Origin of the sequence: Bacillus cereus group sp. RP43, assembly GCF_040459645.1 — a bacterium.
In the GTDB taxonomy this organism is placed as follows: domain Bacteria; phylum Bacillota; class Bacilli; order Bacillales; family Bacillaceae_G; genus Bacillus_A; species Bacillus_A mycoides_C.
Genome location: NZ_JARVHQ010000001.1, coordinates 692,114 through 713,995, shown reverse-complemented (window position 1 = coordinate 713,995; position 21,882 = coordinate 692,114). Strand labels below are relative to the sequence as shown.

Below are 21,882 nucleotides of genomic sequence, written 5' to 3'. Positions count from 1 at the left end.
GGTTATCAATTCCCCTCTGATTAGCGAGAACGACTCTCAAATACTGGGATAAAAAAACCTTGAAACATAAAAGTTCCAAGGTTTTTCTACTTATTAACTTAATCTAATAATAGTGAGAGTAGCTCCTGGTGTTGTCGTAGATAATGTAGCTATTGCAACTAATCCAAATAATTGTAAACTAACAGCAGCTCCAGCAGGCAAGTTAGCAATTATTGGTGCACTAAATGAACCAGTAGCCACTGCCGGAGAGTTTATCGTTCCCGCAAGCGGACTGCCATTTACAGTTATACGAGAGCTTACAAGTAATCCTGCCGTTAAATTAATTGTATAGGCTATATAATAATTACCTGCATTCGCAACTGTAAATACAGTATTTCCACCACTAACGGTTATTCCTGGTCCAATATTTTGATTGTTCGGTAATGGGATATTCGTACCACCTAATAAAACGGAAATAGCGGTTCCTGATGTATTATTTGCAAATGCATACGTTGCAGTTGTACTAACTCCAGTCACCCCGGTCGCTCCAGTGGCTCCGGTTGCTCCAGCTCCTGTTGGGCCTGTTGGACCTTGGATTCCTTGTGAACCTGTTGCTCCCGTGGCTCCGGTTGGGCCTTGAATTCCTTGTAGCCCTGTTGCTCCCGTGACTCCCGTTGGACCTTGAATTCCTTGTGGCCCTTGCGAACCGGTTGCTCCCGTGTCCCCGGTTGGGCCTTGTGGGCCTTGCAAGCCTTGCACACCTTGTGGACCTGTTGGACCTATTTCCCCTTGCACACCTTGAATGCCAGTTGGGCCTTGTGGACCGGTCGGACCTTGGATTCCTTGTATCCCTTGAATTCCCTGTGGGCCTTGTGCTCCCGTTGCTCCGGTTGCTCCTTGTATCCCTTGCGGACCTTGTTCTCCTTGAATTCCTTGTGCTCCTGTTGGTCCTTGAATTCCTTGTGGCCCTTGGATTCCCTGTGGACCTTGATCTCCCGTCGCCCCAGTTACTCCTTGTATCCCTTGTGGACCTTGAATACCTTGCGGGCCTGTTGGACCTATTTCTCCTTGCACACCTTGTATTCCTTGTGGGCCCTGTAAACCCGTCACTCCGGTTGCTCCTATATCTCCAGTTGCTCCCGTCACACCTGTCGCTCCTGTTGCTCCTGTATCTCCGGTTGCTCCCGTCACGCCTGTCGCTCCTGTCGGACCAGGTGGCCCACCCGATGGACCTGTTACTCCTGTTGGTCCCGACGGACCTGTTGGACCACTCGGCCCTGCTGGCCCTCCGGAAGGTCCTGTTACCCCTGTTGAGCCTGTTACGCCCGTTGGGCCTGTAGTTCCCTCACCAGTCGCTCCCGTTGCTCCTGTATCTCCTGTTACTCCCGTCGGACCTTGGATTCCTTGTATTCCTTGTGGACCTTGAACACCTTGCGCTCCCGTCGCACCTATTTCTCCTTGTATTCCTTGCACTCCCTGTGGCCCCATTGGCCCTGTTGGGCCAATTGTACCTTGAGGACCTTGCACTCCTTGTGGGCCCTCTGGCCCTGTTGGACCAATTTGTCCTTGTATCCCTTGTATTCCTTGAATCCCTTGTGCTCCTGTCGCTCCCGTCGGCCCCTGTATACCTTGCACTCCCTGTATACCTTGCTGACCTTCTGGACCTGTTGGACCTACCGATCCCACTGGTCCTTGTATTCCTTGCTGTCCCTGTGGTCCCGTCGGACCAATTGGACCTTGTACTCCTTGTATTCCTTGCGGGCCCTGCAGTCCTTCTGGACCTTCTGGACCTGTTGGCCCCAATTCACCCATCGGTCCTTGGATTCCTTGTATTCCTTGTGGACCTGTTGCTCCTATTGGCCCTTGTACTCCTTGTATTCCTTGAGGCCCTTGCTCTCCTGTTGCTCCTGTCACTCCTTGAGGTCCTATAGCCCCCTGTATACCTTGTGTTCCTTGATCTCCCGTCGCTCCCGTTATCCCTTGAATTCCTTGTACTCCTTGTATCCCTTGTTCTCCTGTTATTCCAGTCGGACCAGGAATACCTTGAATCCCCTGCGGACCTTCTGGTCCTGTTGGTCCAAGTGGCCCTTGTATCCCTTGTATTCCTTGTGAGCCCTGTATCCCAGTTGCTCCTATACTTCCCGTCGGACCTGTTGCACCAGTTACTCCTGGACTTCCTGTCGCCCCAGTATTTCCTGTCGATCCAGTTACTCCTGTACTTCCACTCGGTCCGCCTCCTGGCCCTGTTGCACCAGTTGGACCTGTTGGGCCAGGAGGTCCTCCTGACGGACCGGTTACCCCTGTTGAACCTGTAATTCCTGTTGGGCCTGTAACCCCCTGACCAGTTACTCCAGTTCCCCCTGTACTTCCACTCGGCCCTTGTGGACCAATAAGTCCTTGAACTCCTTGAACTCCTTGGGGGCCAGTTGCTCCTGGTAACCCTTGCACTCCTTGGATTCCTTGAGGTCCCTCTGGTCCAGTAGCTCCAATCGGACCTTGTAATCCCTGTATTCCCTGTATACCTTGTGCTCCTGTCGCGCCTGTTGAACCAATCGGACCTTGAATTCCTTGCACGCCCTGCAGACCTGTTGCTCCCGTTGCTCCTACTGGTCCCCTCAATCCCTCGGGCCCTTGTTGTCCTTCTGGTCCTGTTGCTCCTATTTGTCCAGCTGGCCCTTGAATCCCTTGCACTCCTTGCGGTCCTGTCGGTCCCATCTCTCCCATCGGACCTTGAAATCCTCTTGGTCCTTGAGGGCCCGTTGGACCTTGTGGACCTGTTGGGCCTGTAATCCCTATACCCGTAAATCCAGTTGGAACAGGAGGAAAAGTAGGCCCAATAAGTTCTGGTGGAATTCTAAAATTAGAGTTTAACGAATGTTGTTTCCCTTTATTATCACGCTCTTTCACATTTTCACCACCTACAAACCATCTTTTTACATGAAACAAAACTCTTCTTTTTAATCTATTTACAAAAGCAATCTCCAAGACTACTTTTATTAGACTCTAATTTATTTTATGAAGTGAATTTTTTAATTAAATTAATAAAAACTCCCCTAATTTCCTAGGGGAGTCCAGCTGTTGAATCCATATTATCTGTATTAGGGACAGCTTGCGCTATACCCGATGCATTTACACTTTGCCCCATATTTGTTCCTGTTAAAGTACCAGCAGGAGTTCCTCGTGTATATGTTGTCGTCACAGAATCTCCCGGCTGTAAACAAAGCTTCGTCTCCGTCCCTATTACTGTAACAACATCAATCCAAGTACAACCCATTGAACCACTATACGATTTCGTAGCAGTAAATGAAGTATCACTCAAATTATCCCCTGTAAATATATTCCCAGTATTATTAACGATAATAAATTCTTTAATACGTGCAGGCATACTTACACTCTACCTTTCCTTTATGCACCTAATGTACGTGTACTCGTCGCTAATGGCGGAAGAAACACTGATGTTCTAATCACAGCTTCTGGCTGTCGTTTCCCATTTAAAAAAACAGCCGCACTCGATCCTCCAGCACCAGCATATATTTTTGCCACAGCTAAAGGTGAGATATCATAACAGTCACCGACATTAACAGCTCCTGTATTATTTATAATTTTTACTTTACGCATGTTAATCCCCATTTACCTATCCCCCTTTTATACACTGTATGCAAAAGAAAAAAACTTGAAACAGACTCGTTTCAAGTTTTTAACAATTAACTATTTCGTTTCACCTTCATATTGAAGCATACCGCCAACCATATTCACTGTTTTAAATCCTTGCTCATTTAAATAATGGCATACGTTTTCACTACGCATTCCCGAACGGCAAATAAAGATATATTCATTCTCTTTCTCAAAGAAATCTACTTTATTTGGAATATCGCCCATTTTAATATGTACAGCTTCCGGAATTTTCCCTGCCGCTACTTCTTCATCTTCCCTTACATCTACTAAAAATAATGTTTCTCCATTTTCTAAACGCTCTTGCACTTCTTCTGTAGTAATTGTTTTTACTTCTGTCATATGTAGTTCCTCCTTATATACAATAAAACCTTCAGTTTCTTCTTTAAACAATCATTTCTCATCAATTTTAGCATGCGAAGGAAGGAACGCAAAGAATGGAACATTTATTTCTCAATTTCCCCGCAAAACTTACTCTTTACAAACATAACTAGCGCATTGTATCCTCAATATACTTGTTTGATGAAAGGAGCCAGTTAAAATGACACTTTTTCTTTTCATTATGGGCATCATTTTCTTAGTTTTTGCAGTTATTGCTCTTAGTATGAAAAATAATAAAAAGATAAAATCCCCTCAAGAAATGTCATTCTTATTTCTATTACTTAGTATAGCTTTCTTCGGTTTATCAGTCGCTTCATATATTTTCCGTCTGCAAATCATGTAAAAAAAGGTGCCTACTATAAATCATGCACCTTTCCACATTAATTATTTCCTACACGAAACTAGATACTTTCCGATTTAAAAACTCGTAAACTTTCTTTTCAAATAAATGAACATCTAATGCCCCAGCCATATGCCCATTTATACTTTCTATCTCATACACTTCTGCATATTTCCCCTGTTTTTGCAAAATGTCTACCATTTTATAATTATAACGGGGTGGCTGAAGTAAATCTTGTTTGCACGGAATCATGAGTACATTCGCTTCTATATTAGAAAGAGCCTCTTCTAAAGAAGAAAATCCATGCGCAATATCATGTAATAAGACTGCTTTCGCAGTGTACATCCATGAATTTGCATCTACTAAATCTATACTTTTGCATGTCACTTTATTAATCTCTTTCTCAAATGATGTTAATGCAGAAAATTCCTGATAAGGTGCCATTTCTATACTATTCCGCGGGAATGCTGTTTCATAAAAATGTTCATCAAACGCATTCATAAACATCATTCGATTTGCTAAATGAAGACCCTTCGTTGGCTGCTCTTCTCCATACTTTCCACCTTTCCAATTTGGATCCAGTTGAATTGCTTCAATCGCATTTTGTGCTACATTGCCCGACGTTATAATTGGATTTTGCGGATTCGTAATAACTCCAATCATTCGCTGCACCATATGAGGATAGTAGACAGCCCATTGCTGCGCAATCATCCCACCTGCCGACGGTCCCATTACAGCATGCAACCTAGAAATCCCCATATCTTTTATTAACTCATATTGCATACGAGCTACATCAAGAAATGTAAATACAGGGAAATCCATAGCGTATTCGTCTCCTGTTTCTGAATTAATCGATTTTGGTCCAGTAGTAATAACGTATGAGTTTTTCACCTGTACATTACAAAGGTTATCAGTACATATAACGAAATATTTATTTGTATCAATTGCTTTCCCAGGTCCAATTAATCCATCCCACCAACCAGACTCCTCGTCATGCGCTGTATATTTTCCTGCCGCATGACTTGTTGCACTAAAATAATGGCAAACCAAAATCGCATTGGATCTTTCTCTATTTAAAGTACCATACGTCTCATACCCCATTTGAACAGGAATTTCCCTACCATTTTCAAAAATAAACTCTTTTAAAATAAACTTCTCCTTCTTTACAATTTGCACAGACTCGCCTTCTTCCCGTCATATTATGAACTGCTTACTAAAGGATTTTTTTCTGCGGAAAGCATTCTCCTTCTTCTTTTCATAAATAAATGAATAATATACAAAATTAGCCACAAAATAGCACTATATTACAAGATCAAAGAGGGAATACATATGATTTGGAATTGGTTACGTAAGAAAAAAAACTCAAATACAGCAGATGCAAAAGAGACAAATGACTCGGAACAACAGCCTAACGAACAAGAGAACAATAACAAAAAGCAGACTAGAAGCATGAAACAGAGTAAAGATAAGAATAACCAACAAAAAAATACGGAACAAACTGAGGAGCCTTCTAAGCAAGAGAATTCTTCTCAAAACAAGCAACAAGATGCTAAGCAAGACAAGCCTTCTCAAAACAAGCAGCAAGATTCCAAACAAGACGAGGCTTCTCAAAACAAACAGCAAGATGCTAAGCAAGACAAGCCTTCTCAAAACAAACAGCAAGATTCCAAACAAGACGAGGCTTCTCAAAACAAACAGCAAGATGCTAAGCAAGACAAGCCTTCTCAAAACAAGCAGCAAGATTCCAAACAAGACGAGGCTTCTCAAAACAAACAGCAAGATGCTAAGCAAGACGAGGCTTCTCAAAACAAGCAGCAAGATTCCAAACAAGACGAGGCTTCTCAAAACAAACAGCAAGATGCTAAGCAAGACGAGGCTTCTCAAAACAAGCAGCAAGATGCTAAGCAAGACAATTCTTCTCAAAACAAACAGCAAGATGCTAAGCAAGACGATTCTTCCCAAGAAAAACAGCAAAATACTAAGCAAGACGATTCTTCCAAAGAAAAACAGCAAAATACTAAACAAGACGATTCTTCCCAAGAGAAACAGCAAAGCTCTGGAAGTAACAGCATTTATGACTTTAGCAAGCCAGCAAATGACCATATCCATTCTCTACAAGATTTAATAGAGAAGCTGAAACAGTCTAGTGATTTTGTTAATTACCACACATCTGACGATGAAACGATGCCTTATTGGATTTCTTACTATCGCCCTTCACTTGATGGTGAGAAATTGCAAAAGTATTTAATGCCTACTCTAATGGAACGTCCTTGCGCTCCATTAGAAGAATTAAAAGAACATATTCCGATGAGTGGTATTACAATTACGAACGACTTACAAAAAATTGAGGACATGGTTTTAAAAGGCCATGCAATTATTCAATTAAATCAGCAAGATCAAAAGTGTATGCTTGCAAATATTGCAATTGATAATTATCGTGCACCAACTCCTCCATTAAATGAATCAACCGTTATCGGACCTCAAGAAGGCTTCGTAGAGGATATTGATACGAATATTAATTTAGTAAGAAAACGCCTTCCTGTTTTAGAGTTACAAACAAAAGAAATGATTATCGGAGAGTTCTCAAAAACAAAAGTCGTTATGATGTATTTAAATAACTTAGCTGAGAAAGATAATGTAGATTTTCTAGAGGAATCATTACGCGCTCTTGAATATGATCAAATTAACGATAGTGCTTATATACAAGAATTAATGGGTGAAAAGTCAATTTTCCCACTCTATATAAATACAGAACGCACTGATAGAGTCACAAAAGCACTTATTGATGGAAAAATCGCTATTTTTGTTGATGGTTCTCCAAGTGTCCTATTAACACCTGTATCATATTTCGACTTTTTCATTTCACCAGAAGACTATAACGTTTCTTGGTTATACGCTACATTCTCAAGGATTTTAAGATTGATTGCTGTTCTATTCTCAATTTGTGCAACTCCATTATACGTTGCAGTTTTGAATTATCATTATGAATTAGTTCCAAGTGACTTACTTGAAACATTGATTTTATCAAGGGCTCAAGTACCATTTCCCCCTTTAATAGAAGCACTTTTCTTGGAACTTGCGATTGATTTATTAAGAGAAGCTGGCGCGCGATTACCTATGAAGGTCGGACAAACGCTCGGTATTGTAGGCGGTATCGTAATCGGGCAAGCGTCCGTGCAAGCTGGTTTAACGAGTAATATTTTATTAATTATCGTTGCCTTATCAGCGTTAGCTTCCTTTATTACGCCCATTTATAAAATGGGTAACGCCGTTCGTTTACTGCGTTTCCCATTTCTCGCCTTTGCAGAAATAGGCGGTCTATTTGGTATCTCTCTTGGATTTATCTTTTTATTTACCCATCTTTTTAGACTAACTTCTTTACGTAAACCGTACGCACTTTTTTATCCAACTAGACAACAATCAATGAAAGATTCATGGATTCGTTTTCCATTAACGATGATTGATACAAGAGATGTACAAGCGAGACCACAGCATGTGAAAAAGTCCGCAAAAGGAATTTCAACAAAACATAGATCGGATTTTGATGATTAAGAAATGAGGTGCATTGATGAGTAAAGTTCAAGAAAAATATCAAATATCTCCTATCTTTGTTTTCTTCTTAATTCACAGTGCACAGTTTGGTGCTGGTGTTCTCGGATTCGCTCGTATTATTGCAAAGGTAGCTGGGTACGATGGCTGGATGGGGGTTCTACTCACAGGAATCTGTATCCATATTCTTATATGGATGATGTACTATTCATTAAAAAATACAAAGGGAAACTTAATTGATTTACACAAGCAAACTTTTGGAAAATGGATTGGAAACGGCATTAGTATCATCTTTATGGCTTATTTTTTTATTGTAAGTATTTCTGTAGTTAGAACATATGTCGAAATTATTCAAGTATGGATGTTTCCTAGTGCATCCACCTGGATGCTCACATTCTTTTTATGCTTAATAAGTTATTACATTATTTCATCAGGCTTCCGCGTCATTACAGGCATTTGTGTCATTTCTGTTGGCGGGACCTTAGGATATCTTTTTCTAAGTCTTTTTATTTTGAAATTCGCACATTGGGATAATTTACTTCCGATGTTTTCACATTCTTTTACCGATATTTTGAAAGCGGCCAAACTATCTATTTATAGTATGACAGGGTTTGAAATTTTTCTTATGGTTTATCCGTTTGTTAAAGAGCCAGAGAAGTCCCATAAATTCGCACAATATGGGGCATTATTCTCTAACTGCTTATATTTGTTTAGTACTATTCTCGCTTTTACTTTCTTTAGTGAAAAACAACTACTCAAAACAATTTGGTCTCAACTTTCAATGACACAAGTTATTAAGCTTCCTTTTATAGAGCGACTTGAGTATATTGCTATTTCCGCTTATGCTCTCGTTATTGTTACGAGCTTTATTCTACCTTTATGGGCTGCTACTAGAGGAACTCATGAAATCTTTCGTGTTAAGCAACGTAGCATTTTAATCGCCTTTATGCTTATCACCTTAGTTGTTTCACAACTTTTAACGAACAGGCATGATATTAATGATTTTATTAGCAATACATCTAAAGTTAGTTTTTGGCTTATATATGTATACATCCCAATTCTATTTATTATTGTGTGGGTGAAAAGAAAATGGAAAAAACCAAAAGAAAATTAATACTTCTTATTTGCATCAGTATCTTCAGTCTAACTGGTTGCTTACAAAAAAATATTATTGATGATGTTCAACTCATTCAAGGAACTGTCTTCGATACAGCAAAAGATAATAAAGTAAAAGTTACATTTGTTTGTCCTATACAAAAAAAGGGCAATAAAGTTCAAGTTTATGAGGGAACAGGAAACGCAGTAAAACAAGTAAAGGCAGATACATCTTTAGAATCTTCGCAACCGTTCGCAAGCGGTCAAATGCGTGTTGCCTTATTCACAACAAAGGTTGCTAAAAAAGGATTATCCAACTCCTTTGACACATTAATTCGTGATGTGAATATTGGTAACTCACTGTATGTTGGACTATTAGAAGGCAGTGGTACTGAACTATTTAAAGGAAAATATAGTACATCTTACAATGTTGCGATTTATATAAAAAAAATGTTAGAACATAATATGGACACTGGCCCTTTGCCAACTGACAATTTGTATTTAGGTGCCTTCAGGTACTACCGTGAAGGACAAGATTCCTATATGCCTATCCTCAAAAAACATGGAGATAAAATAAAGATTACTGGTATCGGTCTCTTGAAAAAGGATAAGTTAGTCGGAACAATTAAGTACCACGATATGTTTGTTTTCAAAGGACTGCTAGAAAAGCACCGCTTGGACTCACATGAATTTAAAACCAATCCTGGCTATGCAATGATTAATAACATTCGTTCCGTTCCTACCTACGAGGTAAACATAAAAAATGGGAAACCTTCTTTCTATATTCATGTAAAGGTGGACGCTCGTATTCAGGAGCTCTCTAGAAAATTTAATTTAGAAAACAAAAAAAATACAACAAAAATAGCTAAGTCAGTCGAAAAACAATTAGATGCGAAAGCTACAAAACTAATTAAACAGTTTAAATCTCTAAATGTTGATCCCCTTGGACTTGGAGCAAAATATAGACAACATTATCGTCCATTCAAATTAGAAGAGTGGCGAAGAATGTATAAAGATGTCCCTATTAAAATAAAATACACCGTAAATATTACAAATTCTGGTGTGATTGAATAAGTTAATGATTGAACTCCCCTCTCTGGCATGGTACAACGGAGAAGGGAGTTTTTATTTTTAAATAGAGAAAAGGATATTTACGGGGGAGCTTATGTCTAAAAAATTAGTAAAGCCTATTTTAAACGGTATTTTATTTCTCGGCGTCTTTTTATTTGCTCATACATACTTAAAAAATGTTTCCTTCACACGTTATTTACTTGTCGTTATACCGATGCTACTCATCGGAATGTTTGGTATCGATCTTATTTTATCCGTTTTAATTAAGAAAGAAGAATAACAAGCGAACATCTTATTTCTCATAAGATGTTCTTTTTATTAAATAACTACCTTATGTTACAATAAACTTCGGCATAACGTAAGAAAGGATGAAACAACATGACAAACGAAAAAGGTTTAGATAAAGGATACGAACTTGTTGCGAAAATGCACGAAGTATTCGGACATCCTGTGACAAATACTCCAACAAAACTAACAGAAGAGCGTGCAAAAATTCGTGCTAGTTTTATGCAAGAAGAGTTAGAAGAATTTCTAGAAGCAACAACTGTTGAAGATCAATATGATGCACTTATTGACCTTATTTACTTTGCATTCGGAACGTTTGCAGAAATGGGCGTACGTCCAGATAAAGGATTCGAAATTGTAAACAATGCTAACATGGCAAAACTATTCCCTGATGGAAAGCCTCGATTCCGCGAGGGCGACGGCAAAATTATGAAACCAGAAGGATGGCAAGCACCGGAACCACAACTTCGTGCGGAAATCGAACGCCAACGTCAAGAGGCAGAAAAAAACTGCTAGGATCTCCTAGCAGTTTTTTATTATGTCTTTTTTCCTTTGGCCTATTAATGACCCACGTGTCCCGCGTGTCCTGCTGCTCCTGCAGTACCAGCTGCTGCTCCTGCTGCCGCCCCTGCTCCAATTCCACCTGCCCAAGGCTGTTGTTGCTGCTGATATTGCTGATATTGTTGTTGGCCTTGATGATGCTGTTGGCCTTGATGATGCTGCTGACCTTGATGATGCTGCTGACCTTGGTGATGATGTTGACCTTGGTGATGGTGTTGACCTTGGTGATGATGTTGACCTTGGTGATGGTGTTGACCTTGGTGATGGTGTTGACCTTGGTGATGGTGTTGACCTTGGTGATGGTGTTGACCTTGGTGATGATGTTGACCTTGGTGTGTTTGGAAAAGAACCGCTTGCGGATGAATTTGGTGATGACCATGATGATGTACTTGTTGCTGATGATGCCCTTGGTGTTGACCATGATGTTGATGCTGACCATGATGTTGATGCTGGCCGTGATGTTGGTGATGGCCGTGATGTTGGTGATGGCCGTGATGTTGGTGATGGCCGTGATGTTGGTGATGACCGTGATGTTGGTGATGACCGTGATGCACATGATGACCGTGAACACCTTGAGGGAAACCACCGACTCCTCCAGCTACAACACCGACGCCAGGTACAGGAAATCCTGTTTGTACGCCTCCCACAAAAGATGGAAATGTAGTTGGCATACCTACTGGTGCTCCTCCTTGTGCTCCTCCTACGAAAGATGGAAATGTAGTTGGCATGCCTACAGGCACTCCTCCTTGTGCTCCTCCTACCAATGTCGGAATTCCTGTCTGTGCTCCAGCCACTGACGTCGGAAATCCTCCAGCTGCTCCTCCCATCCAACTTGGGATTCCACCATATCCGTGTTGACCATCTCCTCCCATCCAACTTGGGATTCCGCCATATCCGTGTTGACCATCTCCTCCCATGGACATCATTTGTCCATAACTATCCGATCCACCTCCGAAGAAGCCATGTGGTGCATTATTGTCCATCCCTTTCATTCCTTTCACCTCTTCTGCTCAATTTAACCTACCTTTTTTATCATATTTCCTATAGAAGAATAGGTGTTTGTCTATATGGGAATTCCGCACCTTTTTCTTCGTTCTCCATTGATGAAGGGGATCCAGAACTTATTTTTCACATAAAAAAACTCAGAGCATAAACGCTCTGAGCTTTTATTAATAATTAATTAGTTTGCAACAACGTTAACAAGTTTTCCAGGAACAACAATTACTTTACGAACTGTTTTCCCTTCAATTTGTTCTTTGATTGCCTCAAGTGCAAGTTGTTCCATTTCTTCTTTTGATGCGTCTTTACTCATTGTTAATTTTGCGCGAACTTTGCCCATAATTTGAACAACGATTTCAACTTCATCTTCTACAAGTTTAGACTCATCAAATGTTGGCCAGCTTGCATATGTGATTGTTTCATTGTAACCAAGCTTGCTCCAAAGTTCTTCCCCGATATGAGGCGCAACTGGTGCAATCATTTTTACGAAACCTTCTACATATTCTTTCGGAAGTGTTTCAGCTTTGTATGCATCGTTGATGAATACCATCATTTGAGAAATCGCTGTGTTGAAGCGAAGCTCTGCATAGTCTTCTGTTACTTTCTTCACTGTTTGGTGGTAAGCTTTTTCAAGCTCTTTATTTGGTGCATCAGTGATTTTCTCACTTAATTCACCGTTATCTTGAATGAATAGGCGCCATACGCGGTCTAGGAAACGACGAGCTCCGTCAAGACCATTTTCAGACCAAGCGATTGAAGCATCTAATGGTCCCATGAACATTTCGTATAGACGAAGTGTATCTGCACCGTGGCTTGCTACGATATCATCCGGGTTTACAACGTTACCTTTTGATTTACTCATTTTCTCGTTATTTTCACCTAAGATCATACCTTGGTTGAATAATTGTTGGAACGGTTCTTTCGTTGGAACTACACCGATATCATATAATACTTTATGCCAGAAACGAGCATATAGTAAGTGAAGTACAGCGTGCTCTGCACCACCGATATAAATATCAACTGGAAGCCATTGTTTTACTTTTTCAGGGTCTACAAGTGCTTCGCTGTTGTTTGGATCGATGTAGCGTAGGTAGTACCAGCAGCTACCAGCCCATTGTGGCATTGTGTTTGTTTCACGACGACCTTTTTTACCAGTTTCAGGATCAACAACATTTACCCACTCTTCAATGTTTGCAAGTGGTGACTCACCTGTACCTGAAGGACGAATGTTTTCTGTTTTTGGAAGAACTAATGGTAATTCTTCTTCTTTTACAGCTGTCATTGTACCATCTTCCCAATGGATTACTGGAATTGGCTCACCCCAGTAACGTTGACGGCTAAATAACCAGTCACGTAGACGGTACGTTACTTTTTGATTTCCTGCGCTCGTTACTTCAAGCCACTCAATCATTTTTACGATTGCTTCTTCTTTATTTAAACCATCAAGGAATGCTGAGTTTACGTGTGCACCATCACCTGTGTACACTTCTTTCGTAATGTCTCCGCCTTTTACAACTTCCTTCATTGGAAGATTGAATACTGATGCGAATTCATAATCACGCTCATCGTGAGCTGGAACTGCCATTACAGCACCTGTTCCGTAAGTTGCAAGAACGTAATCAGCGATCCAGATTGGTAATTTCTCACCGTTTACTGGGTTAACTGCGTAAGCACCAGTGAATACACCAGTTTTCTCTTTCGCAAGTTCTGTACGCTCTAAATCGCTCTTCATTTTAACAGAGTTAATGTAAGCTTCTACAGCTTCTTTTTGATCTGCTGTTGTAATTTCTGCAACAAGTGCATGTTCCGGAGCAAGTACACAGTATGTTGCACCAAATAGTGTATCAGGACGCGTTGTGAAAACTGTAAACTTCTCATCTGTACCATCGATGTTGAAGTGTACTTCTGCACCTTCAGAACGACCAATCCAGTTACGCTGCATATCTTTTAAGCTTTCTGGCCAATCAAGCTCATCTAGATCTTCTAATAGACGATCTCCGTATGCTGTAATTTTTAACATCCACTGTCTCATCGGACGACGCTCAACTGGATGTCCACCGCGCTCACTCTTACCGTCAATTATTTCTTCATTCGCAAGTACTGTACCAAGTGCTGGGCACCAGTTTACAGGTACTTCATCAACGTAAGCTAAACCTTTTTCAAATAGTTTTAGGAAGATCCATTGTGTCCACTTGTAGTAGTTTGGATCCGTTGTATTTACTTCACGATCCCAATCGTAAGAGAAGCCTAATGCTTTAATTTGATTACGGAACGTATTAATATTAAGCTCTGTAAATTCTGCTGGGCTGTTTCCAGTATCAAGTGCATATTGCTCTGCTGGAAGACCGAATGCATCCCATCCCATTGGATGAAGAACATTATATCCTTGCATACGCTTCATACGAGATAAAATATCTGTCGCTGTATAACCTTCTGGATGACCTACGTGTAAGCCTGCACCTGATGGATATGGGAACATATCTAGTGCATAAAATTTTGGTTTTTCTGTCTCATCTGGCGTACGGAATGTTTTATTCTCTTCCCAATGCCCTTGCCACTTCTTCTCAATTTCTTGATGATTAAAGCTCATGAGATACCCTCCTTGAAATTCTATTTATTTTCACCGCCCAAAATACAAAAAACCTCTCATCCCTAGAAAGGGACGAGAGGTTATAGATTCCCGCGGTACCACCCTAAATTAATGTAATATATACATTCGCTTAGATCCGTAACGTGGATTAACGGCAATTGCTACTATTAGTTTCACAACTGCAACTCAAAGGCGAGTTCATAACGAAACGTGGATTGACTTGCACCGACCGTCAACTCTCTAAACCAGCTTCTATTACTACTATTCCTTTTCACTGTTATTACAAATATGAGTTAATTTAAATATATTCTAAAACATGTTACTTGTTCCGTCAAACTAAACTGCAATTTTTTCTTCAACTGTTTCTTCTACTTTTACTCGTCTATCATAAATACTCGTTGCTATAAGCGCTACTACAAGCATTACCATGATCGCTATAAACAATACTTCCATATTGTATAAGTCAACAATCGCTCCGCCAACGACCGGTCCGAACATCTTTCCTACAGTCGCCGCACTATTTACGACCCCTTGATAAAACCCAAGTTTATCTTTCGGTGCAAGTATATTAGCAATGGTTGGCACTGCCGGCCATACGAATAATTCACCAATTGTTAATGTCACCATCGCAACGAGGAACATTGTAAATTGTTGCGCTTGACTTAAAACAATAAACGACGCCGCAAAAATGATAATTCCAATCATAATTTGCTGTTTTAAAGAGCGCTTCATCCAGCGAATTAGCATACTAACAAGTGGCTGCGCACAAACAATCATCGCTCCATTTATCGTCCATAATAAACTATAATGACGCAGACTAATATTTAATTCCTGCATATGTGTTGCAATTGCCCCTTGCCACTGTACGTATGTAACCCAGCATAAAGCATATGCTACACATACGATAAGAAGTGCTTTGAAGCCAGGTGTAAGTGACCAACCTTTTTTCGTTTCGACTTCTCTTTGTACTCCTGACTCTTTTTTGTCTTCCATACCACGGAATCCAATAAAAGCAATTAAGAAGAAAACAAAGTATAAAATAAAGTTCGCTAAGAAAATATAATCAAAACGATAAGACGCAACTAAACCACCGCACGCTGTTCCAATCGCAATCCCAACGTTTTGTCCAACATACATCGCATTAAATGCTCGTCTTCCGCCCTCTGGCCAAACCGTACCAACCATCGCATACATCGATGGAAACACCATTCCAGAACCGAATCCGATTAATGCTAGCCACACAACATATAACGGCCAACCGTGGAAGAACACAAGACCTAAAATCGATACAAGTGTAATGACAATCCCTACTAAAATTGATTTATAACCGCCCCATTTATCAAATAAAACACCGCCGAGCAAGTTTCCGATTACACCAGTAAGCGAGTTGATCATTAATACCATTCCGGCTACTGATAAAGATTTCCCTAAACTATCATGTAAGTAAATTGTATTAAAAGGCCATAAAAAAGAAGCACCCGTGACATTAATAATCATCCCAGCTACTAATAGCCATACTTTCCTTGGCATAGTCTCCCCTCCTATTCTCTTTTTTTCGTTCATATATATAACAGTAAAATTGTAGTCGTTTTTAAATAGGAAGGCAACTGATTAATAGTTGATGAAATTCAGATAATAGCACAAAGACGATTAGAATGTATTCTAATCGTCTTTGTAAAATATTAATCTATAAATAATGGAATCGTTCCCTCGCGAAAGGTTATCCAACTTCCTTTTTACGTTTTGCACTTTCTTTAGCATTCCATTTAAATATTTTGTCTAGTAGAGAGTATATTCTCCCAGACTCCTTCGTTAATAATGGCCCTAACGACGCCAATATTAAAACATATAAAGCTGAGAACGGTTTAATCGTTGCCATTAAGCCACCCGCTATTCCGAGATTCGCGACAATAATGGAGAATTCCCCGCGTGATATAAGTGTTAAACCTATATTCGTAGAAGCCTTATGCGATAACCCAGCTTTACGCCCTGCAATCATTCCAGCTGTAAAATTACCGATGAGAGTAATGAAAACTGCTCCTAATGCCAACCATACTGCTCCTCCAAGCGAAAACGGATCTATACTTAAACCGAAACTGAAGAAAAATATAGCTCCAAAGAAATCACGAAACGGGACGACGAGATGCTCGATTCGATCACTATGCTCTGTTTCTGAAAAGACGAGTCCTAACAATAAAGCCCCAATCGCTTCCGCAACATGAATTGTTTCTGAAAATCCTGCTACAAAGAATAAAATAGCAAATATTACGATAATAAAAATTTCGTTTGACGAAATATCTAATACTTTATTTAGGAACGACGTAGCTTTTCTAGCGACCACAAAGAATAGTAACATATATCCTACTGCGATTAAAACAGATGTAAGGGCACCTACAAATGACGTTGCACCGCCGAGTACTAAACCTGAAACGACTGATAAATATACAGCTAAAAAGATGTCATCAAACATAATGATTCCTAAAATTAGCTCTGTCTCTTTATTACCAGATCTTCTTAAATCAACAATTACTTTCGCTACAATTGCACTCGATGAGATTGTAATAATTCCAGCAATAATTAATGTTTCTAGTAAGGGGAAGCCCATTATATATCCATAAAGTAAACCTAATATAAAATTAAGTGATATATGAACAGTTCCCCCAAGGACAATCGACTTTCCTGATTTAATTAATTTTTTTATTGAGAATTCTAAGCCTAAGTAGAATAGGAGGAATATGACGCCAACACGGCCGAGGAAGGAAATAACTTCTCCGCTTTCAATAAACCTTAAATCGATAAGCCCTAAATCTGGGGCATGAGGCCCCACTAGCATACCAAGTATAATGAGAAACGGAATAATCGAAAACTTTAACTTTGCAGCGAGGATAGCTGCAAAAGCGACTAATACTAACGCAGTTCCAACTTCAAAAATTAAAGTATCCATCGATTACGAATCACCTCCTGCTGAAAGCAACTCATTAATAATTCTTTTCACTTCATGTCTTTCGCCCGATAATACGAGCATATCGCCAGCTTCAATGATAGAATCTGGGCCTGGATTAAAGAACTTCTTCATATTCTTTTTCAAAATAGCAATGATTGTTACGTTATATGTTTTTCTAACGTGTAAGCTACCAATTGTTTTTTGTACCACTGGTGCGTTATTTTCTACTTTAAACCATTCAATTGATAATCCTTCAAAAGCCATCTCAATCGTGTCTAAAGCTTGTGGTCTATATACCATCCCGCCTAATATAGCCGCAATTTGTCTCGCCTCAGAATCGCGAAGAGAAATGCTTGAGATACTCTCATCATGATCCGCATCAAAATGATACATTTCCCTTCGTCCATCATCGTGAATAACAATAACCATTTTTTCATTACCCTTTGTTATCACTTCAAATTTACATCCAATGCCTGGTAGTTCACTCTCTCTAATATTCATATTCCCGCCTCCTAAATTTTTTTAGTTACGGCTCTTCCCTTTTACAAATCTACATCAATCTCTGTTTTAAACTTCTCATCTTTTGATATCCCTAAATACTTTAACGTTTCTGAAGGAGTCGCGTGATGAAAATGTTTTTGCAACAGTGCAATTGCTATTCCTCTTTTATATGCATGAAATCCAAATGTTTTTCGCATTGAGTTCGTTCCAATCTTACCAAGTATTCCGACCGCTTCAGCTGCGCTATGGATAACACGATACGCTTGTTGGCGTGAGATTGAATTTGTTGTTTTGTTAGATTGAAATACGTAGTTTTCTCTTTGAATATCAAAAGATTGTACGTACGCTAAAAGCGCCTCTTTTACTTTTGTATTTAAATAAATATCTTGTTTAAACTTTTCATCTTTCACAGGAAGAGAATAAAACTCTTTAACAGTTCCATCTTCATTTAATACATCTTCAAATTTAATACTCAATAGTTCAGTAATTTTTAATCCAGTGTTAATTCCAATAACAAATAAAAGATAATCTCGCTGGGAATGCTCTTTCAAATATTTTTTCATAGCCTCAATTTGGCTTATATCTTTTAATGCCTCTACAACTTCCATACATGTATTCTCCTCATCTTATGAACGGTAATTTTCTCATCATGTTGTCCATTTTACCTTATCATGCTATGGGAATTCCATGTATTATCCATTTCCTTTTAAATTTTTTACGCTATACAATTGGAGCGATATACTTTAATGCACCTAAAAATTCTGGATATTTATGATTTGGAAACTTACTATTGTAAAAATACGTTGCGGTTAGAAAAATAACGAGGGATAAAAATGAAAATAGTAAAACTTCTTTGGACCTTAGCGCTATACCTATAACTTCAAATAAAGATCCATCTTCTTTCTGCAAGTTGGATTCCTCCTTTCATTTCCTGCTACTTTATATGTTTAGTTTATGTTACTTAATTATATTATATAATATAATTAAGTAACATATCAATGTTTTTCGTTATTTTTTCTGAAAATAACGAAAAATACCGAGCACCCTATGCTCGGTATTTTTGTTATTAGTCCTCTTTTGGAAGAACAATTCCTTTATACAATTGAACTGTAATGAAGTAATAAATCGCATAAATAACTACGAAAATTACAATTGGTACCCAAATACGGAAATATGGATCCATTAAAATAAATCCGAAAATATTCATACCAACTAATACGTGAGCAATACCCACAATTGCTGGGAATAGGAATACTAAGAATAACTCTTTATAAATTGATTTCGTTAATAATTCACGGCGCACACCGATTTTACGAAGCATTTGATAACGCGTAATATCTTTTGATGCACCAGAAAGAATTTTAAACATTAAGCAACTTGCCATCATTGCTAAGAAAGCAATTCCAAGGAAGAAGCCCATAAATACTGTTCCACTCGCAACACCGTAGAACATATCGTAAGCTTGATATTTACTGTTCATTCTTTCAGCCGTTACATTTTTATATTTATCTAGCTGCAACTCGTCAAGTTTTTTCCATTCTTTTGTGTATGTTAAGAAATCATCTGCTTTTCCGATAAATGCTATACCTTCTTTACCATTTATCCCATCGTACATTTTTTGATCTACAATTTTAATCGCATGATCTTCGTATATATAATATGGATGGATTGTACTAAAAGCATCAACCCATTCTTCTGGAAGTTCTTTAGCGTTCGCATCTTTTTCATTCATTTCTCTAGAAACTGCACCTACTGGTAGTTCCTCTGAAGCTTTCTTCGTATTCACTAAATCTTTCATCGACTTCATGCTTGTCATATCTTTTACTAAAGGACGATTTTTCTCTAAATCCTCTTTTATATAGTAAACGTATTTATCATCTACTTTGTAACGATATTCATTTTTCTCTTTAAATGTAATACCGTCTAAAATTTTCTTTTCTTCAGCTGTTGGGTTATGAACTACTGAATCATATATTACTAAACCATCTACCATTTTTATAACGTTATTTTTAAACGCCATACCACCTGAAATTGCACCCGCTCCAAGAGCAACTAACATTGCTACTGTCGCAAGCACTTTCGTTAAACTATTAATACGGAAGTTTAATTGTGCAAAAGTAAAAGCGTTAAGCCCTTTTTCGCTTCGTTTTTTATTACTTTTTAACTTTTTAATAATAACCGGAAGAAGCGATCCAAATAGCATGTAAGTACCTGCTGTTGTTGTAATTAATGCAATAAGGATTCCCATTTCTCTTAGCTTTTCCATATAAATCATTGATGCATAGCCAATACCTAATAAAATAACCGCAAGGAATGCAACTAAACCTGTCATTTTCCCTTTTACTGCAACACGTTCTGTTTGTGCATCTGCATGTACAAGTTGTAATACAGAAATACGAGATAATTTAATACTATTCATAATTGCTGATAATACAAATAATGCAAAGAAGAAGATGCAAGTAACAGTCATAGATGGTAAATAAAATGCTTTATAACCTTCACCCGCAAATTCGAGTTGTTTCATTAACAACTGACCGATACCTTCTGCAAGTCCTATACCAACTGCAAGTCCAATCGCAAGAGACGCAGCACCTAATACAATTGTCTCAATAAACATAAGTAATGTAACTTTATGCTTTTTTGCTCCTAACATCATATACATACCAAACTCTTTTTGACGAAGAGATAGTAAGAAAGAGTTCGCATATAAAATATAGAAGAAGGTTATTATCGCTAATAAAAATGAGCCTGCTTGGAATACGAATCCAATTTGGCCAATAGTAGAATTTTCCTTAAGGAAGGCTTCGTTTAATGCTAATGTTTGGAACATATAAAAAATTGAAATGGACATGACAAGACCAACAAGTAAGACGATATAATCTTTTAACTTACTTTTCAGCCCTGACATGGAAAGTTTGAATAACATGCCAAAGTCTCCTTTCTTACGCTTTTTGTGTACCTAAGTCTGCAAGCACATCTAAAATTTCTTTATAAAACTCTTCACGTGTACCACCACGGTGAATTTCTTTATATAGCTCACCATCTTGAATGAATAAAATACGCTGACAGTAACTTGCACTATATGGATCGTGCGTAACCATCATAATAGATACGCCTTGTTCTTCATTTAAGTTTGTCATCGCATCCAGTAAACTTGCTGCATTTTTAGAATCAAGAGCTCCTGTTGGCTCGTCCCCTAAAATAATTGCCGGTTCATGCACTAAAGCGCGTGCTGCTGCTGAACGCTGCTTCTGTCCACCAGATACTTCAGATGGATACTTTTGAAGTATTTCTGTAATCCCTAACATATCCGCTACTTTCTCTACTTTCGGTCCAATATTACGTGATGGAACACCTTGAAGGGAAAGTGGAAGTGCAATGTTTTCATAAATAGATAAATTCTCTAATAAGTTAAAGTCTTGGAAGATGAATCCTAACTTTTGCGAACGGAAATCTGAAAGCTCACCTTGTTTCATTTCCGTAATATCCGTACCCGCAATTTCAACAACACCGCCCGTTGCTTTATCAAGCGTTGAAATTACATTTAACAATGTCGTTTTACCAGAACCCGATGGTCCCATAATTCCGACAAACTCACCCTCTTGAATTGAGAATGAAACACCTTTTAACGCATGTGATTGGTTCTCACCTTTTTTACCGTACACTTTTTGAACGTTTTTTACGTCTACAACTGGTTTCGTCATATATATCCTCCTACGCTTGTTTTTCCATTACCTATTTTGCACCTTTTGGAGGGGAACTGCTATTTGTTAACATTACAATTACCTTACACTTTTGTAATATAAAAAAGGTGCGCGTGTAAGGTAAGCTTTTTCATTTTAAATAAATTCACTTCCTTCATTAATAAATGAAATTTTATTGGCGATAATTTTACTTTTATCAGCTATGCGACAA

The 21,882-nt window shown here is 38.8% G+C and carries 20 protein-coding genes and 1 other annotated feature; of the genes, 6 read left to right on the top strand and 14 right to left on the bottom strand.

From position 1 onward, the window contains the following. Positions 1-93 precede the first annotated feature (93 nt). The 4 genes from QCI75_RS03665 to QCI75_RS03650 form a co-directional block, all read right to left on the bottom strand. Positions 94-2,886 carry a BclA-related collagen-like exosporium protein gene (locus tag QCI75_RS03665; protein WP_353761488.1) on the bottom strand — a complete coding sequence of 931 codons (2,793 nt, stop codon included), beginning with the start codon at positions 2,884-2,886 and terminating at the stop codon, positions 94-96. Between the two features lie 154 nt (positions 2,887-3,040). Further along, on the bottom strand, positions 3,041-3,364 hold the full coding sequence (locus QCI75_RS03660; RefSeq protein ID WP_070140014.1) for a hypothetical protein: 324 nt from the start codon (positions 3,362-3,364) through the stop codon (positions 3,041-3,043). Positions 3,365-3,384: 20 nt separating this feature from the next. Beyond that, positions 3,385-3,609 carry a spore germination protein gene (locus QCI75_RS03655; RefSeq protein WP_000512595.1) on the bottom strand — a complete coding sequence of 75 codons (225 nt, stop codon included), beginning with the start codon at positions 3,607-3,609 and terminating at the stop codon, positions 3,385-3,387. Between the two features lie 78 nt (positions 3,610-3,687). Further along, positions 3,688-3,993, bottom strand: coding sequence for a rhodanese-like domain-containing protein (locus QCI75_RS03650; RefSeq protein ID WP_000141214.1), 306 nt, complete (start codon positions 3,991-3,993; stop codon positions 3,688-3,690). A gap of 199 nt (positions 3,994-4,192) precedes the next feature. Here QCI75_RS03650 and QCI75_RS03645 point away from each other — a divergent pair, with 199 nt between their 5' ends. Then, positions 4,193-4,375: a hypothetical protein gene (locus QCI75_RS03645; protein WP_002015640.1), complete on the top strand. Its 183-nt coding sequence runs from the start codon at positions 4,193-4,195 to the stop codon at positions 4,373-4,375. Between the two features lie 48 nt (positions 4,376-4,423). Here the strand turns inward: QCI75_RS03645 and QCI75_RS03640 are convergent, their stop codons facing one another. Further along, complete coding sequence (locus tag QCI75_RS03640) at positions 4,424-5,548, bottom strand: homoserine O-acetyltransferase family protein (RefSeq protein ID WP_144508481.1); 1,125 nt, start codon at positions 5,546-5,548, stop codon at positions 4,424-4,426. A 153-nt stretch (positions 5,549-5,701) separates the two neighbouring features. On the opposite strand from QCI75_RS03640, the gene QCI75_RS03635 reads away from it, so the two are divergent. The 5 genes from QCI75_RS03635 to QCI75_RS03615 all read left to right on the top strand — a co-directional run bounded on the left by QCI75_RS03635 (position 5,702) and on the right by QCI75_RS03615 (position 10,888). Then, the gene (locus tag QCI75_RS03635) at positions 5,702-7,924 is read left to right on the top strand and encodes a spore germination protein (protein ID WP_144508480.1); all 2,223 of its coding nucleotides are present in this window, start codon (positions 5,702-5,704) and stop codon (positions 7,922-7,924) included. Positions 7,925-7,940: 16 nt separating this feature from the next. Continuing rightward, the gene (locus QCI75_RS03630) at positions 7,941-9,035 is read left to right on the top strand and encodes a spore germination protein (protein ID WP_144508479.1); all 1,095 of its coding nucleotides are present in this window, start codon (positions 7,941-7,943) and stop codon (positions 9,033-9,035) included. Continuing rightward, entirely contained in the window at positions 9,011-10,090 is a 1,080-nt protein-coding gene (locus QCI75_RS03625) for a Ger(x)C family spore germination protein (protein WP_063218527.1), read from the top strand. The genes QCI75_RS03630 and QCI75_RS03625 overlap by 25 nt, the downstream gene beginning before the upstream one ends. A gap of 91 nt (positions 10,091-10,181) precedes the next feature. Then, positions 10,182-10,367 (top strand): hypothetical protein, encoded by a 186-nt coding sequence (locus tag QCI75_RS03620; RefSeq protein WP_002129504.1) that lies wholly within the window; start codon positions 10,182-10,184, stop codon positions 10,365-10,367. Positions 10,368-10,465: 98 nt separating this feature from the next. Then, positions 10,466-10,888, top strand: coding sequence for a pyrophosphohydrolase domain-containing protein (locus QCI75_RS03615; protein WP_016106401.1), 423 nt, complete (start codon positions 10,466-10,468; stop codon positions 10,886-10,888). 44 nt (positions 10,889-10,932) lie between these two features. On the opposite strand, the gene QCI75_RS03610 is transcribed toward QCI75_RS03615, so the two are convergent. The 9 genes from QCI75_RS03610 to QCI75_RS03570 all read right to left on the bottom strand — a co-directional run bounded on the left by QCI75_RS03610 (position 10,933) and on the right by QCI75_RS03570 (position 21,671). Beyond that, positions 10,933-11,925 (bottom strand): VrrB protein, encoded by a 993-nt coding sequence (locus QCI75_RS03610; protein ID WP_144508442.1) that lies wholly within the window; start codon positions 11,923-11,925, stop codon positions 10,933-10,935. A 188-nt stretch (positions 11,926-12,113) separates the two neighbouring features. Further along, the gene (gene leuS, locus QCI75_RS03605; RefSeq protein WP_144508443.1) at positions 12,114-14,522 is read right to left on the bottom strand and encodes a leucine--tRNA ligase; all 2,409 of its coding nucleotides are present in this window, start codon (positions 14,520-14,522) and stop codon (positions 12,114-12,116) included. Positions 14,523-14,587: 65 nt separating this feature from the next. Further along, positions 14,588-14,806: a binding site (T-box leader), on the bottom strand. Positions 14,807-14,858: 52 nt separating this feature from the next. Beyond that, a complete protein-coding gene (locus QCI75_RS03600) occupies positions 14,859-16,052 on the bottom strand; it encodes an MDR family MFS transporter (protein WP_353759977.1) in 1,194 nt (397 codons plus the stop codon). 190 nt (positions 16,053-16,242) lie between these two features. Beyond that, positions 16,243-17,466, bottom strand: a complete 1,224-nt coding sequence (locus tag QCI75_RS03595; protein WP_144508445.1) for a cation:proton antiporter — start codon at positions 17,464-17,466, stop codon at positions 16,243-16,245. Between the two features lie 3 nt (positions 17,467-17,469). Beyond that, complete coding sequence (locus QCI75_RS03590) at positions 17,470-17,967, bottom strand: cation:proton antiporter regulatory subunit (protein WP_001026047.1); 498 nt, start codon at positions 17,965-17,967, stop codon at positions 17,470-17,472. 41 nt (positions 17,968-18,008) lie between these two features. Then, positions 18,009-18,575 (bottom strand): tyrosine-type recombinase/integrase, encoded by a 567-nt coding sequence (locus QCI75_RS03585; RefSeq protein ID WP_144508446.1) that lies wholly within the window; start codon positions 18,573-18,575, stop codon positions 18,009-18,011. A 112-nt stretch (positions 18,576-18,687) separates the two neighbouring features. Then, a complete protein-coding gene (locus QCI75_RS03580; protein WP_002067637.1) occupies positions 18,688-18,876 on the bottom strand; it encodes a hypothetical protein in 189 nt (62 codons plus the stop codon). A gap of 157 nt (positions 18,877-19,033) precedes the next feature. Further along, the gene (locus tag QCI75_RS03575) at positions 19,034-20,893 is read right to left on the bottom strand and encodes an FtsX-like permease family protein (protein ID WP_353759976.1); all 1,860 of its coding nucleotides are present in this window, start codon (positions 20,891-20,893) and stop codon (positions 19,034-19,036) included. 16 nt (positions 20,894-20,909) lie between these two features. Continuing rightward, positions 20,910-21,671: an ABC transporter ATP-binding protein gene (locus QCI75_RS03570; RefSeq protein WP_144508987.1), complete on the bottom strand. Its 762-nt coding sequence runs from the start codon at positions 21,669-21,671 to the stop codon at positions 20,910-20,912. Between the last annotated feature and the right edge of the window lie 211 nt (positions 21,672-21,882).

Excerpts from the sequence above, each read along its gene's own strand:
- QCI75_RS03660 (WP_070140014.1), bottom strand. The coding sequence starts at position 3,364 with ATGCCTGCACGTATTAAAGAATTTATTATCGTTAATAATACTGGGAAT.
- QCI75_RS03655 (WP_000512595.1), bottom strand. The coding sequence starts at position 3,609 with ATGGGGATTAACATGCGTAAAGTAAAAATTATAAATAATACAGGAGCT.
- QCI75_RS03650 (WP_000141214.1), bottom strand. The coding sequence starts at position 3,993 with ATGACAGAAGTAAAAACAATTACTACAGAAGAAGTGCAAGAGCGTTTA.
- QCI75_RS03645 (WP_002015640.1), top strand. The coding sequence starts at position 4,193 with ATGACACTTTTTCTTTTCATTATGGGCATCATTTTCTTAGTTTTTGCA.
- QCI75_RS03635 (WP_144508480.1), top strand. The coding sequence starts at position 5,702 with ATGATTTGGAATTGGTTACGTAAGAAAAAAAACTCAAATACAGCAGAT.
- QCI75_RS03630 (WP_144508479.1), top strand. The coding sequence starts at position 7,941 with ATGAGTAAAGTTCAAGAAAAATATCAAATATCTCCTATCTTTGTTTTC.
- QCI75_RS03625 (WP_063218527.1), top strand. The coding sequence starts at position 9,011 with ATGGAAAAAACCAAAAGAAAATTAATACTTCTTATTTGCATCAGTATC.
- QCI75_RS03620 (WP_002129504.1), top strand. The coding sequence starts at position 10,182 with ATGTCTAAAAAATTAGTAAAGCCTATTTTAAACGGTATTTTATTTCTC.
- QCI75_RS03615 (WP_016106401.1), top strand. The coding sequence starts at position 10,466 with ATGACAAACGAAAAAGGTTTAGATAAAGGATACGAACTTGTTGCGAAA.
- QCI75_RS03610 (WP_144508442.1), bottom strand. The coding sequence starts at position 11,925 with ATGAAAGGGATGGACAATAATGCACCACATGGCTTCTTCGGAGGTGGA.
- leuS (WP_144508443.1), bottom strand. The coding sequence starts at position 14,522 with ATGAGCTTTAATCATCAAGAAATTGAGAAGAAGTGGCAAGGGCATTGG.
- QCI75_RS03600 (WP_353759977.1), bottom strand. The coding sequence starts at position 16,052 with ATGCCAAGGAAAGTATGGCTATTAGTAGCTGGGATGATTATTAATGTC.
- QCI75_RS03595 (WP_144508445.1), bottom strand. The coding sequence starts at position 17,466 with ATGGATACTTTAATTTTTGAAGTTGGAACTGCGTTAGTATTAGTCGCT.
- QCI75_RS03590 (WP_001026047.1), bottom strand. The coding sequence starts at position 17,967 with ATGAATATTAGAGAGAGTGAACTACCAGGCATTGGATGTAAATTTGAA.
- QCI75_RS03585 (WP_144508446.1), bottom strand. The coding sequence starts at position 18,575 with ATGGAAGTTGTAGAGGCATTAAAAGATATAAGCCAAATTGAGGCTATG.
- QCI75_RS03575 (WP_353759976.1), bottom strand. The coding sequence starts at position 20,893 with ATGTTATTCAAACTTTCCATGTCAGGGCTGAAAAGTAAGTTAAAAGAT.
- QCI75_RS03570 (WP_144508987.1), bottom strand. The coding sequence starts at position 21,671 with ATGACGAAACCAGTTGTAGACGTAAAAAACGTTCAAAAAGTGTACGGT.